This is a genomic window from Pseudomonas sp. HS6-2 (genome assembly GCF_049325675.2).
GTDB classification, from domain to species: Bacteria; Pseudomonadota; Gammaproteobacteria; order Pseudomonadales; family Pseudomonadaceae; genus Aquipseudomonas; species Aquipseudomonas putida_N.
Genome location: NZ_CM143906.1, coordinates 750,675 through 764,324 on the forward strand (window position 1 = coordinate 750,675; position 13,650 = coordinate 764,324).

Here is a 13,650-nt window from a genome sequence, read left to right on the forward strand (position 1 = left end):
ATGCAAATCAAACTCGCCAACCCGCGCGGCTTCTGTGCGGGGGTCGACCGGGCGATCGAAATCGTCAACCGTGCGCTGGAAGTCTTCGGCCCGCCGATCTATGTGCGTCACGAAGTGGTGCACAACAAGTTCGTGGTGGAAGACCTGCGCAACCGTGGCGCCATCTTCGTCGAAGAGCTGGACCAGGTGCCGGACGACGTCATCGTCATCTTCAGTGCCCACGGCGTGTCCCAGGCCGTGCGCCAGGAAGCCGCCGGCCGTGGCCTGAAGGTGTTCGACGCAACCTGCCCGCTGGTTACCAAGGTGCATATCGAAGTGGCCAAGTACAGCCGCGATGGCCGTGAGTGCATCCTCATCGGCCACGAGGGGCACCCGGAAGTCGAAGGCACCATGGGGCAATACGACGCCAGCAATGGCGGCGCCATCTATCTCGTCGAAGACGAGGAGGATGTGGCCCAGCTGCAAGTTAACGACCCGGACCACCTGGCCTTCGTCACCCAGACCACGCTGTCGATGGACGACACCAGCCGCGTCATCGATGCCCTGCGCGCACGCTTCCCGAACATCGGCGGCCCGCGCAAGGACGATATCTGCTACGCCACGCAAAACCGCCAGGATGCCGTCAAGCAGCTGGCCAGTGAGAGTGATGTATTGCTGGTGGTTGGCAGCCCCAACAGCTCCAACTCCAACCGCCTGCGCGAGCTGGCCGAGCGCATGGGCACCCCGGCCTATCTGATCGATGGGGCTGAGGACATGCAGCGCGGATGGTTTGAGAAGGTGGAGCGGGTGGGTATCACTGCCGGTGCTTCGGCCCCCGAAGTGTTGGTGCAGGGTGTGATCGAACAGCTCAAGGCCTGGGGCGCTACCGGCGCTGAAGAGCTGGATGGGCGGCCGGAGAACATCACGTTCTCCATGCCTAAAGAGCTGCGGGTTCGCTCGCTGATCTGAGTCAGCGGCCTGCGCACAGGGACTTTTCCGGTTCATCTGTGCGCAGGCTGATTCTGCCACTGGTTGCCAGTACCACCCGATATTGACTCTTGCTGGAAGGCTTTTCGCAGAGTTCCAGTCTGCCCCCCAGTAATCCGTTGTTCACTCCCAGCGGTACACCCAGTGCACTGAACTTCACCTGCCTGCCAGTATTGGCTGCAATGTTCACTGGCCGTGATAGGCGGTGTTCGCGCAGCACTTGCTGATTGTGTTCCAGCAGCACGCGCCAACCTTTTCCCCAATCGTCCTCCAGAGATTGCACCAGCACCTGCTGGCTTTGCAGCATGGCGTGGCTGCGCGCGCTGCGCAGCGCCTGCGCCAGATCCCTTGCTGCTGCCGCTCTGTGCAGGTCGTCGCTCAACCTGGCGTAGGCCGGCATGCCGAGCTGCGTCAGCAATGCAGCCATGGCTAGGGCGAACATCATTTGAATCAGTGTTACACCACGTTGCTTCACCGTGCATTCCTCCCTGGAAGTGCTTGGCTATAGCTTCATGGTCGTTGGACAGGAGATCCAGTCGACCAAGTTCAACGCAATTGCGGGAAACGTCGCAGGAGGTGCAGGGATGCACAAGAAGCAGTGGGGCATGACGCTGGTCGAGGTGTTACTTGCTGTGCTGGTAGTGGCCGTGGGCATATTCGCCGCAGCAGGGTTGCAGTTGAAGGCTTTGCAGGCCACGGAAAATGCACGTCGCCATGGGCAGGCGGTGCTGGCGGAGCACAGCGAACGAGAGCGGAGCTTGCGATGAGGCGCGGGCAGGGTGGTTTCGGTTTGCTCGAAGTGACGCTGGCACTGGCTATAGGGTTGATGCTGCTGGCGGCGGCCGGTCAACTGTTCACCTCCGCCCACCACGGCTGGCGTCTGCAGGGGGCTGCTTTGCGCTTGCAGGATGACGCCCGCCTGGCGTTACTGCGCATGGCTCAGGATATTCGCATGGCCGGAATGTTCGGATGCCTGCAACTGAAGCCTGCCGACTTCAAGGACTCGGCTGCACGGCAAGCCTTCAAGCAACCACTTGAAGTCGGCACCGCTAGCCTTGGCCTGGTGGTCGCTGAGCTATCAGGGTATCCCGGTGTACCGGACTGGACGGTACTGACCGATTGTATCGATAAGGTCCATGTACACAGCGAGCGCCCTCTGAACCCAGAAAAGCTCATGGCAATTCCTGTCAGTCACCATCGTTACGATGTGAAGGGCAGCACGTTGAGGTTAAAGCGACGTAGCAATACACAGCCGCTGGTCGATCATGTTCGTCAGTTACGGATAGTGCATGTAGAGACTGCGGACGGGGGGCGGATAGACCTGCAACTGACCTTGTATGAACCGACTACGAAGCTCGAACAGCGCCATGAACTGAGCGTGGCACTGCGCAATCCGGTATCCATCCCATGAAGCATCAGCGCGGTATCGTGCTGCTGCTGGCGCTGGTGTTCAGCATGCTGCTGGCCTTGCTTGCAGCTTCAGCCCTGCGCGATGCACTGGTCGAAACGCGCATGACCGGCGCCATGAGTGATGGCCTGGTGGCATTCGAACAAGCAGAGATCGTGCTGCAGGCCGGTGTCGATGAACTGCAGCGTTCCCCGCCCGACAAGTGCAGCGACTGCCAACCACCTCCACGTCCGCACGACTTGCGAGGCCAATGGCAGAAGATCAAGGACGGCTACTTTCACCTGCAGAACCTGGGCGAAACCGACCGAGCTGCACATATGCCCGAGGGTGAACGGTTCACCTTGTACCGCGTAACAGCCGTCAGCCAGCAACTGACAGCCCGCCAGGTCCTCGAAGCCGTCTACGCCATCCCGACCGCTCAACCACAAGCCCCCCAGCGCATCCTCTGGCGGCAAAGACTGAGGCAGGACTGACATGCAGCAAGGTATGACCCTGATCGAGTTGTTGATTGTCGTGGCCGTGACCGGCATTCTGGCAGCCATTGCCTACCCCAGTTACAGCGACCAGCTCAGGCGAGCCGCACGCAGCGAAGTGGTTGGCCTGCTGCATGACGCTGCCCTGCGCCTGGAGCGCCATCGCGTGCGCACCGGCCAGTACGCCGAGGGCGACCCACAGCTGCCCACTAGCAATCGCCACTACCGCCTGCAGGCCCAACGCGACAGCGACACCTTCACGCTGACCGCCCGCCGGCTGCCTGATGGCCTGATGGCCGAAGATCGCTGTGGCGACTTCCAGCTCGACCAGGCCGGTGTGCAGCGCAATCCGGGCGCCATGGAAAGCAGCGAGCGTTGCTGGGGAAGCTGAAGGCTGAATGATGCCCAGGCATCGCGGATTTACTTCAGGTGTTGGATCGACAGATGAGCAAGCAAGTAGTGGTGGTCGGCGGCGGGGTGATCGGCCTGCTGACCGCGTTCAACCTGGCGGCCAAGGTCGGCCAGGTGGTGGTGTGTGACCAGGGCGAAGTTGGCCGTGAGTCTTCCTGGGCCGGCGGCGGTATCGTTTCTCCGCTGTACCCCTGGCGCTACAGCCCGGCGGTGACTGCGCTGGCGCATTGGTCGCAGGATTTTTATCCGCAACTGGGCGAGCGTCTGTTCGCCAGCACAGGCCTCGATCCTGAGGTGCACACCACTGGCCTGTACTGGCTCGATCTGGACGACGAAGCCGAGGCGCTGGCCTGGGCCGAGCGTGAGCGCAGGCCACTCAGCGCTGTGGATATCTGCGCCGCCTACGATGCAGTGCCGGTGCTTGGTCCAGGTTTCAAGCACGCGATCTTCATGGCCGGTGTGGCCAACGTGCGTAACCCTCGCCTGGTGAAGTCGCTCAAGTCAGCGTTGCTGACACTGCCCAACGTCACCTTGCGCGAGCACTGCCAGGTCAGCGGCTTCGTTCACGAGAATGGGCGCGTGACAGGCGTACACACAGCTGACGGTGTGCTCAAGGCAGATGAAGTGGTGCTCAGTGCTGGCGCCTGGAGTGGCGACCTGCTGCGCACCCTGGGGCTTGAGCTGCCGGTGGAGCCGGTGAAGGGCCAGATGATCCTGTTCAAGTGCGCCGAAGACTTCCTGCCGAGCATGGTGCTGGCCAAGGGGCGCTATGCGATCCCGCGTCGTGACGGGCACATCCTCGTGGGCAGTACGCTGGAACATGCCGGTTACGACAAGACCCCGACCGAGGACGCGCTGGCCAGCCTCAAGGCTTCGGCCATCGAACTGCTGCCAGAGCTGAAGGATGCCATGGTGGTGGGGCACTGGGCAGGACTGCGGCCTGGCTCGCCGGAAGGCATTCCTTACATCGGGCCAGTGCCGGGGCATGACGGTCTGTGGCTGAACTGCGGGCATTACCGCAACGGGTTGGTGCTGGCGCCTGCTTCGTGCCAGCTGTTCACCGACCTGCTGACCGGGGACGAGCCAATTATCGATCCGGCACCGTATGCGCCGGCAGGGCGTTTGGGCTGAGATCGCCGGGCCCACATAGCGGGCCCAATTTCACCGAACTAACAGATTACCGCGATTGGCCAGGCCCTTGCTGCAAGTGTGCCTGGCTGCAATACCAGTCATTCCCCTGCTGTAGCGCCCGGTCGTTGGGCAGATGCACGCCGCAGTGGGCGCAGCGCACCATCTTTAGCGGCGCGTCGAGCTTTGGCTCGGAGTGCGACTGCTGGCTGACTTTGAACTTGCGCCACAGCCAGAACGCGGCGGCGATCAGGGCGATCCAGAAGAGTAGGCGAACCATGGTGTCCAGCTTGTTGGTTGTAGAAGCCGACAGTCTAGGACGCGGGCATAAAAAAAGGGAGGCCTCTGGCCTCCCTTTCTCACTGCGCTTGGATCAGTCGAACAGACCAAAGGTCATGTAGCTGAACCACGAGCGGTCTTTCTCAGCTTCCTTCGGGCCTGCCGGCACGATCGGGTCGCCGTTCTCGTCCTTCGGCAGCAGCTCTTGCGGCATCTCGTCGCGCGCGTCCTGGAACTGCTTGACCACGTCCTGGTTGGCGCGGGTCTCGCCCGGCGGCAGCGGGGTTTCGGTCTCGATCAGGCCCAGGGTGGCCTTGGACAGCCAGCCGCGGCCGTCAGACTCGGTCTGCTTGGGCTGGAACTGGCCATCGACCAGGCTCGGGTGGTCCGGGTAGTTGAGCTTGAGGGTTTCCAGGCTGGTGGCCGCCAGCTCGTCCAGGTGCATCTTCTGGTAAGACTCGACCATGACCGCCAGGCCGTCGCCGACCGATGGGGTTTCCTGGAAGTTCTCGACCACGTAGCGGCCACGGTTGGCAGCGGCCACGTAGGCCTGACGGCTCAGGTAGTAGTCGGCCACGTGGATTTCGTAGGAAGCCAGCAGGTTGCGCAGGTAGATCATGCGCTGCTTGGCGTCCGGCGAGTAGCGGCTGTTGGGGAAGCGGCTGGTCAGCTGGGCGAACTCGTTGTACGAGTCGCGGGCGGCACCCGGGTCACGCTTGGTCATGTCCAGCGGCAGGAAACGCGCCAGCAGGCCACGGTCCTGGTCGAACGAGGTCAGGCCCTTGAGGTAGTAGGCGTAGTCTACGTTCGGGTGCTGCGGGTGCAGGCGAATGAAGCGCTCGGCAGCCGATTTGGCGGCCTCAGGCTCGGAGTTCTTGTAGTTGGCGTAGATCAGCTCGAGCTGCGCCTGGTCGGCGTAGCGGCCGAACGGATAACGCGACTCCAGAGCCTTGAGCTTGTTCACGGCGCTGGTGTAGCTGGAGTTGTCCAGGTCAGCCTGAGCCTGTTGATACAGCTCGGCCTCACTGAGGTTCTCGTCAATGACTTCCTTATTGGAGGAACAGGCCGCGGTGAGCCCGAGGATGGCGATCAGCAGCAGGTGTTTCACTTGCATGGCGGCTTGCGTCCCTTTGACGGCCGCTGTCTTGGGCGGTGCCGTCCTGTTATGATGAGCGCCCCGGCCAACCCCGGGACAAAAGAAGCCGTATTTAACCACAAGCTCGCAGCCGAAACCAAAGGCTGTGCGCCCGCCGAATCGAGCATGTCCGAGATCATTCAACTTAGCGCAGAGGTCCCGTCCGAACTGGGCGGCCAACGCCTCGACCAGGTCGCCGCCCAATTGTTCGCCGAGTATTCGCGTTCGCGGCTTACTTCGTGGATCAAAGAGGGCCGCCTGACGGTCGATGGCGCAGTCGTGCGCCCTCGGGACCCCGTCCATGGTGGTTCGCAACTTATCCTGGAGGCCGAGCAAGAGGCCCAGGGTGAGTGGGTCGCAGAAGATATCGAACTGGATATCGTCTACGAAGATGACCACATCATGGTGATCAACAAGCCTGCCGGGCTGGTTGTGCACCCGGCCGCCGGGCATGCCAGTGGTACGCTGCTCAATGCGCTGCTGCACCACGTGCCAGACATCATCAACGTGCCGCGCGCCGGTATCGTTCACCGCCTGGACAAGGACACCACCGGCCTGATGGTGGTGGCCAAGACCTTGCAAGCGCAGACCAAGCTGGTCGAGCAACTGCAGAGCCGCACTGTCAGCCGGATCTACGAATGCATCGTGGTTGGGGTGGTGATCGCTGGCGGCAAGATCGACGCCCCGATCGGTCGTCACGGCGGGCTGCGCCAGCGCATGGCGGTGACTGACGGCGGCAAGCCTGCGGTCAGCCACTACCGGGTGCTCAAGCGCTTCCGTTCGCACACCCATGTGCGGGTCAAGCTGGAAACCGGCCGTACTCACCAGATCCGCGTGCACATGGCGCATGTCGGTTATCCGCTGGTCGGTGACCAGACGTACGGTGTGCGTTTCCGTATTCCGCCGGCAGCCAGCCCAACCATGGTCGAGGCGGTCAAGACCTTCCCGCGCCAGGCGCTGCATGCGCGGTTTCTGGCGTTAGTCCACCCGATCACCGGTGAGAAGATGAAGTGGGAGTCGCCACTGCCGGACGACTTCGTCTGGTTGCTGTCGCTGCTCAACCAAGACCGCGAGAGCTTTATCGGATGAACGGCCTGATGCAGTCGCTGCTGATCCCCGACTGGCCAGCCCCGGCTTCGGTTCGCGCCTGCGTCACTACCCGTGAGGGCGGCGTCAGCCTGCCGCCCTACGAATCCTTCAATCTCGGCGATCACGTGGGCGATGACCCGGTCGCGGTTACCGAGAACCGCCGACGCCTGAGTGACACCTTCGCCATCCAGCCAGCCTGGCTCAAGCAGGTGCATGGCCTGGTGGTGGCGGATGCCGACCCGGCCGTGGTGGCCGAGGCCGATGCCAGCTGGACTGACCAGCCAGGTATCGCCTGCACCGTGATGACGGCCGATTGCCTGCCGGCGCTGTTCTGTGACCGCGCGGGTACTCGCGTGGCCGCAGCGCATGCCGGCTGGCGCGGGCTGGCGGGCGGCGTGCTTGAGGCGACGCTTGATCGCCTGGCGCTGGCGCCCGAAGAGGTGCTGGTGTGGCTCGGGCCGGCCATTGGCCCCAAGGCCTTCGAAGTGGGGCTGGAAGTGCGCGATGCCTTTACTGCCATGCATCCTGAAGCAGCCAGGGCCTTCGTCGACGGCGAGCGGCCGGGCAAGTTGATGGCCGACATCTACGAGCTGGCGCGCATTCGCCTGGCGGCGCGTGGAGTCACGGCCGTTTATGGCGGTGGCTATTGCACGGTCAGTGATGAGCGGTTCTTCTCCTATCGCCGTACCCCGCAAGGCGGGCGCTTCGCCTCGCTGGTCTGGCTGGCTCCGCGCTAGCCTGTACTGGCCCTTTCGCGGGGCAAGCGCTGATCCAGCAAGTTGACCCCGGTCAAGCCCGCTACGCTTGAATCTTCCAGAATCAGCCTTATCTATAAGGTCATCTCAGGCAGGTTTCTTCATAAACAGGCGCTGTCCATCGCTCCGACCTGCCCTTTTAAGGAAGGTACACCATGCGAATAGACCGTTTGACCAGCAAGCTCCAGCTTGCAATATCCGATGCCCAATCCCTGGCCGTTGGCATGGACCACCCAGCCATCGAGCCCGTGCACCTGTTGCAGGCACTGCTCGAACAGCAGGGCGGTTCGATCAAGCCGCTGCTGATGCAGGTTGGCTTCGACATCAACAGCCTGCGCCAGGCATTGGTTAAAGAACTCGACCAATTACCGAAAATCCAGAACCCTACCGGTGACGTGAACATGTCGCAGGACCTGGCGCGCCTGCTCAACCAGGCCGACCGTCTGGCCCAGCAGAAGGGCGACCAGTTCATTTCCAGCGAACTGGTGGTGCTCGCCGCCATGGACGAGAACAGCAAGCTCGGCAAGCTGCTGCTCAGCCAAGGTGTGAGCAAGAAGGCCCTGGAAAACGCCATCAACAATCTGCGCGGCGGTGCGGCGGTGAATGACGCCAACGCCGAAGAATCGCGCCAGGCCCTGGACAAGTACACTGTCGACCTGACCAAGCGCGCCGAAGAAGGCAAGCTCGACCCGGTGATCGGCCGTGACGACGAAATCCGCCGCACTGTGCAGGTGCTTCAGCGTCGCACCAAGAACAACCCGGTGCTGATCGGTGAGCCTGGCGTGGGTAAGACCGCCATCGCCGAAGGCCTGGCCCAGCGGATCATCAACGGCGAAGTGCCCGATGGCCTGAAAGGCAAGCGCCTGCTGGCGCTGGACATGGGCGCGCTGATCGCCGGTGCCAAGTACCGCGGCGAGTTCGAAGAGCGCCTCAAAGGCCTGCTCAACGAGCTGTCCAAACAGGAAGGCCAGATCATCCTGTTCATCGACGAACTGCACACCATGGTCGGCGCCGGCAAAGGCGAGGGCGCCATGGACGCCGGCAACATGCTCAAGCCGGCCCTGGCCCGTGGCGAGCTGCACTGCGTTGGTGCCACCACGCTCAACGAATACCGCCAGTTCATCGAGAAGGATGCGGCGCTGGAGCGGCGTTTCCAGAAAGTGCTGGTGGAAGAGCCCAGCGAGGAAGATACCATCGCCATCCTGCGCGGCCTGAAAGAGCGCTATGAAGTGCACCACAAGGTGGCCATCACCGACGGTGCAATCATCGCTGCAGCCAAGCTCAGCCACCGCTACATCACCGACCGCCAGCTGCCGGACAAGGCCATCGACCTGATCGACGAAGCGGCCAGCCGCATCCGCATGGAGATCGACTCCAAGCCGGAAGTGCTCGACCGCCTCGACCGTCGCCTGATCCAGCTGAAGGTGGAGTCCCAGGCGCTGAAGAAGGAAGAAGACGAAGCGGCCAAGAAGCGCCTCGAGAAGCTCACCGAAGAAATCGAGCGGCTGGAGCGCGAGTATTCCGACCTGGAAGAGATCTGGGCGTCGGAAAAAGCCGAAGTGCAGGGCTCGGCGCAGATCCAGCAAAAGATCGAGCAGGCCCGCCAGGAGCTGGAAAGCGCCCGTCGCAAAGGTGACCTGAGCCGTATGGCCGAGCTGCAGTACGGGGTAATCCCGGACCTGGAGCGCAGCCTGCAGATGGTTGACCAGCACGGCAAGACCGAGAACCAGTTGCTGCGCAACAAGGTCACCGAGGAAGAGATCGCCGAAGTGGTGTCCAAGTGGACCGGTATCCCGGTTGCGAAGATGCTCGAAGGCGAGCGCGAGAAGCTGCTGAAGATGGAAGAACTGCTGCACCAGCGGGTGATCGGCCAAAGCGAGGCAGTTACTGCTGTTGCCAACGCCGTGCGCCGTTCGCGTGCCGGGCTGTCCGACCCTAACCGGCCAAGTGGTTCGTTCCTGTTCCTTGGCCCGACCGGCGTGGGCAAGACCGAGCTGTGCAAGGCGCTGGCCGAGTTCCTGTTCGACACTGAAGAGGCCATGGTACGCATCGACATGTCCGAGTTCATGGAGAAACACTCCGTGGCTCGCCTGATCGGCGCCCCGCCAGGCTACGTTGGTTATGAAGAGGGCGGTTACCTGACCGAGGCCGTGCGCCGCAAGCCGTACTCGGTGGTACTGCTGGATGAAGTGGAGAAGGCTCACCCGGATGTGTTCAACGTGCTGCTGCAGGTGCTGGAAGACGGCCGCCTGACTGACAGCCATGGCCGCACCGTGGACTTCCGCAACACGGTGATCGTGATGACCTCCAACCTGGGCTCTGCGCAGATCCAGGAGCTGGTGGGGGATCGCGAGGCGCAGCGTGCGGCGGTGATGGACGCAGTGGGTTCGCACTTCCGTCCGGAATTCATCAACCGGATCGACGAAGTTGTGGTGTTCGAGCCACTGGGCCGCGAGCAGATCGCCGGTATTACCGAGATCCAGCTTGGCCGCCTGCGCAGCCGCCTGCTCGAACGCGAACTGTCGCTGAGCCTGAGCCCAGAGGCCTTGGACAAGTTGATCGCTGTGGGTTACGACCCGGTATATGGCGCACGGCCGCTGAAGCGGGCGATCCAGCGCTGGATCGAAAACCCGCTGGCGCAGCTGATCCTGGCAGGCAAGTTCATCCCAGGGACGGCGATTACCGCCAAGGTGGAAGGCGACGAAATCGTCTTTGCCTGATTGCAGGTGTGAACAAGCCCCGCTTCGGCGGGGCTTTTTTGTGTCTTCCTGTGGCCTCTTCGCGGGACAAGCCCAGCAAATCCGGGGCTTTCCGGGCATTTGGGATAACTTGCTGAAATTTTTGAAATTTCTGCTTGCATCAAAAATCGAGTGCCCCTAATATACGCCGCGTTGTCAGGCACTAAGCGAATCACCAGCAACATCGGTGACCGCAAAACAACTTACAAATCAGTAAGTTGAATGAAAAAAAGTGGTTGACAAGCAAAACGAAGAATGTAGAATAGCCGGCCTCAGCAGCGACAACGCGAAAGCGAAGAAGCTAAAGAGTCCGAAGCGAACACAGTCTTCGGAGTAGCAGTGAAGTAAGTTGTACCGAAGTTCAGTTCCGCGATAGCTCAGTCGGTAGAGCAAATGACTGTTAATCATTGGGTCCCTGGTTCGAGTCCAGGTCGCGGAGCCAATCTCGGGGTGTAGCGCAGTCCGGTAGCGCGCCTGCTTTGGGAGCAGGATGTCAGGAGTTCGAATCCCCTCACCCCGACCATTTTCCGGGTCGTTAGCTCAGTTGGTAGAGCAGTTGGCTTTTAACCAATTGGTCGTAGGTTCGAATCCTACACGACCCACCATGTAAAAAGGGGCATCTCGAGCGAGGTGCCCTTTTTTTTAAGCAAGACCTCGGGGTGTAGCGCAGTCCGGTAGCGCGCCTGCTTTGGGAGCAGGATGTCAGGAGTTCGAATCCCCTCACCCCGACCATTTTTGGGTCGTTAGCTCAGTTGGTAGAGCAGTTGGCTTTTAACCAATTGGTCGTAGGTTCGAATCCTACACGACCCACCATGAACAAAGGGCATCTCGAACGAGATGCCCTTTTTCATTTGCCTCGAAAAAATGGTCAAAAAGAAGGGCCGCCTGAGCGACCCTCCGATTTTTATCAGTGCAGCTTCAATCGTGGCTCTGTGCCCCGACCGATCTTGCTGCCCAGCATCATCAACGCCGTGCGGACGAACCCATACAGCGCCATCTGGTGCATGCGGTACAGCGACACGTAGAACATCCGCGCCAGCCAGCCCTCCAGCTTCACGCTGCCCATCAGGTTACCCATCAGGTTGCCCACTGCGGAGAAGCGCGACAGCGACACCAGCGAACCGTAATCCTTGTACTCGTAGGTCGGCAGCGCCTTGTTCTCAAGGCGCGCCTTCAGGCTCTGCGCCAGCATCGAAGCCTGCTGGTGCGCGGCTTGGGCCCGTGGTGGCACGTTGCGGTCGCTACCCGGTTGCGGGCACGCGGCACAGTCACCGAAGGCGAAGATGTTGTCGTCGCGGGTGGTCTGCAGGGTAGCGCGCACCACCAGCTGGTTGATGCGGTTGGTTTCCAGGCCGTCGATGTCCTTGAGGAAGCCCGGCGCACGGATACCCGCCGCCCACACCTTGAGGCTGGCCTGGATCACTTCACCGTCCTTGGTCTTCAGGCCGTCCTCGGTCACTTCACTGACGGCCGCGTTGGTCATCACCTTCACCCCAAGTTTTTCCAGGGTCTTGTGCACCGGCACGCTGATACGCTCCGGCAGCGCAGGCAGCACGCGCGGGCCGGCCTCGATGATGGTGATATGCATGTCCTTGGGCTGGATGCGATCCAGGCCATAAGCCGCCAGTTCGTGGGCCGCGTGGTGCAGCTCTGCCGCCAGTTCCACACCGGTGGCACCGGCGCCGACGATAGCCACGCTGATTTGCTCGCTGGCCACGTCGCCGGCGTGGGCACGCAGGTAGTGGTTCAGCAGCTGCTGGTGGAAACGCTCGGCCTGCTTGCGGGTGTCGAGGAACAGGCAGTGCTGCGCCGCGCCCAAGGTGCCGAAGTCGTTGGTGTTGGAGCCGACGGCGATGACCAGGGTGTCGTAGCTCAGGGTGCGCGCAGGCAGCAGCTCGCGGCCTTCTTCATCGAGGGTGGCAGCCAGTTGGATCTGCTTGCCTTCACGGTCCAGGCCGCTCATGCGCCCCAGCTGGAAGTTGAAGTGGTTCCACTTGGCCTGGGCCACGTAGTTCAGTTCGTCTTCCGAGGAGTTCAGCGAGCCGGCGGCCACTTCGTGCAGCAGGGGTTTCCAGATGTGCGTGAGGTTGGCGTCGACCAGGGTGATCTCGGCCTGCTTGCGCTTGCCCAGGCTTTTACCCAGGCGGGTCGCCAGTTCCAGGCCGCCGGCGCCGCCGCCGACAATCACGATGCGATGAGTCATGGGGATATCTCATAAGGTTTACGGAATTCGTGGCCCCAGGGGCCGGCCGCAAACTGCGCGAGGAGAGGGCGAGCGCAAAGCAGCTCATAGCACCAGTTCACTCAGCAGGCGGCTGATGAGACCCAACCCGATGGTCACGGCCAGTACCAGCACAAGGAGCAGCCAGGGCCGAAAAGGCCGGCGCTCGACTTGGTGCTGGGGGGCTCGCAGATACTCATCGACACGACGCTGATCTTCCGGGTTCAGGCGGCTGGTCATGGTGGGCCTCGTCAGGTAGACGTTTGTGACTGCACGAACGCCACAGCGTTCATGCAAGCGCATTCAAACAAATGATAATGCTTTCTATCCCTGGCGCCGAGTTTACGCCATCGCAAAGACTCTCGGCAGTGGATCAAAGACTGATGCCCACGTCGAAGACGATGCTGCGCCCCAGGTTACCGCGCAGAAAATCCGGTGCGTCGGGGTGGGCGAACAGCACCCGGGCGAATGTCGGTCCGACCAGCGACAGCGAGCGCCAGCCCTGGCGCAGGTATTCGGTGGGCGGCGGAAAGTGGGTGTTGAGGTCGAGCACTTCGCGCTTGAGGCTGGCGAAGGCGATGATGTCCAGCTCGCTCAGGTCCAGCCCGCGCTCGCGGTAGTTGTGCGCCTTCTTGCGCAGGGTCGGCGCCAGGCGCCCGAGCAGCTCGGCGGCAGCGATGCGCCGGGGGCGGGCTTCGCGGCGCACCAGCTGGGCCAGGGAAAAGGCACTGCGCCGACGCTGCAGCTCTTCTCGCCACTCGTCATTCAGCCGGCGGCCTTCGTCGAGCACGAAGAACACCTCGAATGCCGCATCGCGGAACAGCACGTCCGGGGGCTCCTGGCCGGCAGGGGTGAAGTCCTCGCTGCGGTAAGGGATGTTCAGCCCTTGCAACAGACGCTGGCACACCCACCGCTCCCGCTCCCACTTGCGGGCGTTGGAGAGAAAGGCATTGGCTTGTTCGGCCTGGATGGTAAGCAGGCGCAGGTAGTCTGAGTCATCCATGGGAACAAGCTTAGCCGCTAATCGATGACGGTAAGATGCTGTTT

Annotated in this window: 15 protein-coding genes and 5 tRNA genes; 14 read left to right on the top strand and 6 right to left on the bottom strand. The window is 62.1% G+C overall.

Annotation, left to right across the window (positions count from 1 at the left end):
- Positions 1 to 948: a 4-hydroxy-3-methylbut-2-enyl diphosphate reductase gene (ispH, locus tag ACOKS3_RS03380; RefSeq protein ID WP_422763291.1), complete on the top strand. Its 948-nt coding sequence runs from the start codon at positions 1 to 3 to the stop codon at positions 946 to 948.
- Between the two features lies 1 nt (position 949).
- Here the strand turns inward: ispH and ACOKS3_RS03385 are convergent, their stop codons facing one another.
- The gene (locus ACOKS3_RS03385; RefSeq protein WP_422763292.1) at positions 950 to 1,441 is read right to left on the bottom strand and encodes a GspH/FimT family pseudopilin; all 492 of its coding nucleotides are present in this window, start codon (positions 1,439 to 1,441) and stop codon (positions 950 to 952) included.
- Between the two features lie 109 nt (positions 1,442 to 1,550).
- Here ACOKS3_RS03385 and ACOKS3_RS03390 point away from each other — a divergent pair, with 109 nt between their 5' ends.
- The 5 genes from ACOKS3_RS03390 to thiO are packed head-to-tail and all read left to right on the top strand — an operon-like array spanning position 1,551 to position 4,389.
- The gene (locus ACOKS3_RS03390) at positions 1,551 to 1,733 is read left to right on the top strand and encodes a prepilin-type N-terminal cleavage/methylation domain-containing protein (RefSeq protein ID WP_103445781.1); all 183 of its coding nucleotides are present in this window, start codon (positions 1,551 to 1,553) and stop codon (positions 1,731 to 1,733) included.
- Positions 1,730 to 2,377 (top strand): PilW family protein, encoded by a 648-nt coding sequence (locus ACOKS3_RS03395; protein WP_103445780.1) that lies wholly within the window; start codon positions 1,730 to 1,732, stop codon positions 2,375 to 2,377. The genes ACOKS3_RS03390 and ACOKS3_RS03395 overlap by 4 nt, the downstream gene beginning before the upstream one ends.
- A complete protein-coding gene (locus tag ACOKS3_RS03400; protein ID WP_103445779.1) occupies positions 2,374 to 2,847 on the top strand; it encodes a hypothetical protein in 474 nt (157 codons plus the stop codon). Before ACOKS3_RS03395 ends, ACOKS3_RS03400 begins: the two co-directional genes overlap by 4 nt.
- Position 2,848: 1 nt before the next feature.
- Entirely contained in the window at positions 2,849 to 3,238 is a 390-nt protein-coding gene (locus tag ACOKS3_RS03405; protein WP_422763293.1) for a type IV pilin protein, read from the top strand.
- A gap of 53 nt (positions 3,239 to 3,291) precedes the next feature.
- On the top strand, positions 3,292 to 4,389 hold the full coding sequence (gene thiO, locus ACOKS3_RS03410) for a glycine oxidase ThiO (protein ID WP_103445777.1): 1,098 nt from the start codon (positions 3,292 to 3,294) through the stop codon (positions 4,387 to 4,389).
- 46 nt (positions 4,390 to 4,435) lie between these two features.
- Here thiO and ACOKS3_RS03415 read toward each other — a convergent pair whose 3' ends face one another.
- Positions 4,436 to 4,666, bottom strand: a complete 231-nt coding sequence (locus ACOKS3_RS03415; RefSeq protein ID WP_103445776.1) for a PP0621 family protein — start codon at positions 4,664 to 4,666, stop codon at positions 4,436 to 4,438.
- Positions 4,667 to 4,759: 93 nt separating this feature from the next.
- Positions 4,760 to 5,779, bottom strand: a complete 1,020-nt coding sequence (locus ACOKS3_RS03420; protein WP_060512985.1) for an outer membrane protein assembly factor BamD — start codon at positions 5,777 to 5,779, stop codon at positions 4,760 to 4,762.
- 147 nt (positions 5,780 to 5,926) lie between these two features.
- Here ACOKS3_RS03420 and rluD point away from each other — a divergent pair, with 147 nt between their 5' ends.
- The 8 genes from rluD to ACOKS3_RS03460 all read left to right on the top strand — a co-directional run bounded on the left by rluD (position 5,927) and on the right by ACOKS3_RS03460 (position 11,195).
- Positions 5,927 to 6,889 (top strand): 23S rRNA pseudouridine(1911/1915/1917) synthase RluD, encoded by a 963-nt coding sequence (gene rluD, locus ACOKS3_RS03425; protein ID WP_103446232.1) that lies wholly within the window; start codon positions 5,927 to 5,929, stop codon positions 6,887 to 6,889.
- Positions 6,886 to 7,626: a peptidoglycan editing factor PgeF gene (pgeF, locus tag ACOKS3_RS03430; protein ID WP_422763294.1), complete on the top strand. Its 741-nt coding sequence runs from the start codon at positions 6,886 to 6,888 to the stop codon at positions 7,624 to 7,626. Before rluD ends, pgeF begins: the two co-directional genes overlap by 4 nt.
- Before the next feature lie 173 nt (positions 7,627 to 7,799).
- Entirely contained in the window at positions 7,800 to 10,364 is a 2,565-nt protein-coding gene (gene clpB, locus ACOKS3_RS03435) for an ATP-dependent chaperone ClpB (protein WP_103445774.1), read from the top strand.
- A gap of 384 nt (positions 10,365 to 10,748) precedes the next feature.
- Positions 10,749 to 10,824: transfer RNA gene (locus ACOKS3_RS03440), tRNA-Asn, on the top strand.
- A gap of 4 nt (positions 10,825 to 10,828) precedes the next feature.
- Positions 10,829 to 10,905: transfer RNA gene (locus ACOKS3_RS03445), tRNA-Pro, on the top strand.
- Positions 10,906 to 10,911: 6 nt separating this feature from the next.
- Positions 10,912 to 10,987: transfer RNA gene (locus tag ACOKS3_RS03450), tRNA-Lys, on the top strand.
- 50 nt (positions 10,988 to 11,037) lie between these two features.
- A tRNA-Pro gene (locus tag ACOKS3_RS03455) sits at positions 11,038 to 11,114 on the top strand.
- 5 nt (positions 11,115 to 11,119) lie between these two features.
- Positions 11,120 to 11,195: transfer RNA gene (locus tag ACOKS3_RS03460), tRNA-Lys, on the top strand.
- 94 nt (positions 11,196 to 11,289) lie between these two features.
- Here ACOKS3_RS03460 and ACOKS3_RS03465 read toward each other — a convergent pair.
- From ACOKS3_RS03465 to ACOKS3_RS03475, 3 genes are all read right to left on the bottom strand, one after another.
- Positions 11,290 to 12,585: an NAD(P)/FAD-dependent oxidoreductase gene (locus ACOKS3_RS03465; protein WP_422763295.1), complete on the bottom strand. Its 1,296-nt coding sequence runs from the start codon at positions 12,583 to 12,585 to the stop codon at positions 11,290 to 11,292.
- Positions 12,586 to 12,669: 84 nt separating this feature from the next.
- Positions 12,670 to 12,843, bottom strand: coding sequence for a DUF3094 domain-containing protein (locus ACOKS3_RS03470; RefSeq protein ID WP_060512989.1), 174 nt, complete (start codon positions 12,841 to 12,843; stop codon positions 12,670 to 12,672).
- A 133-nt stretch (positions 12,844 to 12,976) separates the two neighbouring features.
- On the bottom strand, positions 12,977 to 13,606 hold the full coding sequence (locus ACOKS3_RS03475) for a DUF1780 domain-containing protein (protein ID WP_027918232.1): 630 nt from the start codon (positions 13,604 to 13,606) through the stop codon (positions 12,977 to 12,979).
- Positions 13,607 to 13,650 lie beyond the last annotated feature (44 nt).

Coding starts and splice junctions, on each gene's coding strand:
- clpB (WP_103445774.1), top strand. CDS start 7,800: ATGCGAATAGACCGTTTGACCAGCAAGCTCCAGCTTGCAATATCCGAT.
- rluD (WP_103446232.1), top strand. CDS start 5,927: ATGTCCGAGATCATTCAACTTAGCGCAGAGGTCCCGTCCGAACTGGGC.
- ACOKS3_RS03415 (WP_103445776.1), bottom strand. CDS start 4,666: ATGGTTCGCCTACTCTTCTGGATCGCCCTGATCGCCGCCGCGTTCTGG.
- thiO (WP_103445777.1), top strand. CDS start 3,292: ATGAGCAAGCAAGTAGTGGTGGTCGGCGGCGGGGTGATCGGCCTGCTG.
- ACOKS3_RS03465 (WP_422763295.1), bottom strand. CDS start 12,585: ATGACTCATCGCATCGTGATTGTCGGCGGCGGCGCCGGCGGCCTGGAA.
- ACOKS3_RS03390 (WP_103445781.1), top strand. CDS start 1,551: ATGCACAAGAAGCAGTGGGGCATGACGCTGGTCGAGGTGTTACTTGCT.
- ACOKS3_RS03400 (WP_103445779.1), top strand. CDS start 2,374: ATGAAGCATCAGCGCGGTATCGTGCTGCTGCTGGCGCTGGTGTTCAGC.
- ispH (WP_422763291.1), top strand. CDS start 1: ATGCAAATCAAACTCGCCAACCCGCGCGGCTTCTGTGCGGGGGTCGAC.
- pgeF (WP_422763294.1), top strand. CDS start 6,886: ATGAACGGCCTGATGCAGTCGCTGCTGATCCCCGACTGGCCAGCCCCG.
- ACOKS3_RS03470 (WP_060512989.1), bottom strand. CDS start 12,843: ATGACCAGCCGCCTGAACCCGGAAGATCAGCGTCGTGTCGATGAGTAT.
- ACOKS3_RS03475 (WP_027918232.1), bottom strand. CDS start 13,606: ATGGATGACTCAGACTACCTGCGCCTGCTTACCATCCAGGCCGAACAA.
- ACOKS3_RS03420 (WP_060512985.1), bottom strand. CDS start 5,779: ATGCAAGTGAAACACCTGCTGCTGATCGCCATCCTCGGGCTCACCGCG.
- ACOKS3_RS03405 (WP_422763293.1), top strand. CDS start 2,849: ATGCAGCAAGGTATGACCCTGATCGAGTTGTTGATTGTCGTGGCCGTG.
- ACOKS3_RS03395 (WP_103445780.1), top strand. CDS start 1,730: ATGAGGCGCGGGCAGGGTGGTTTCGGTTTGCTCGAAGTGACGCTGGCA.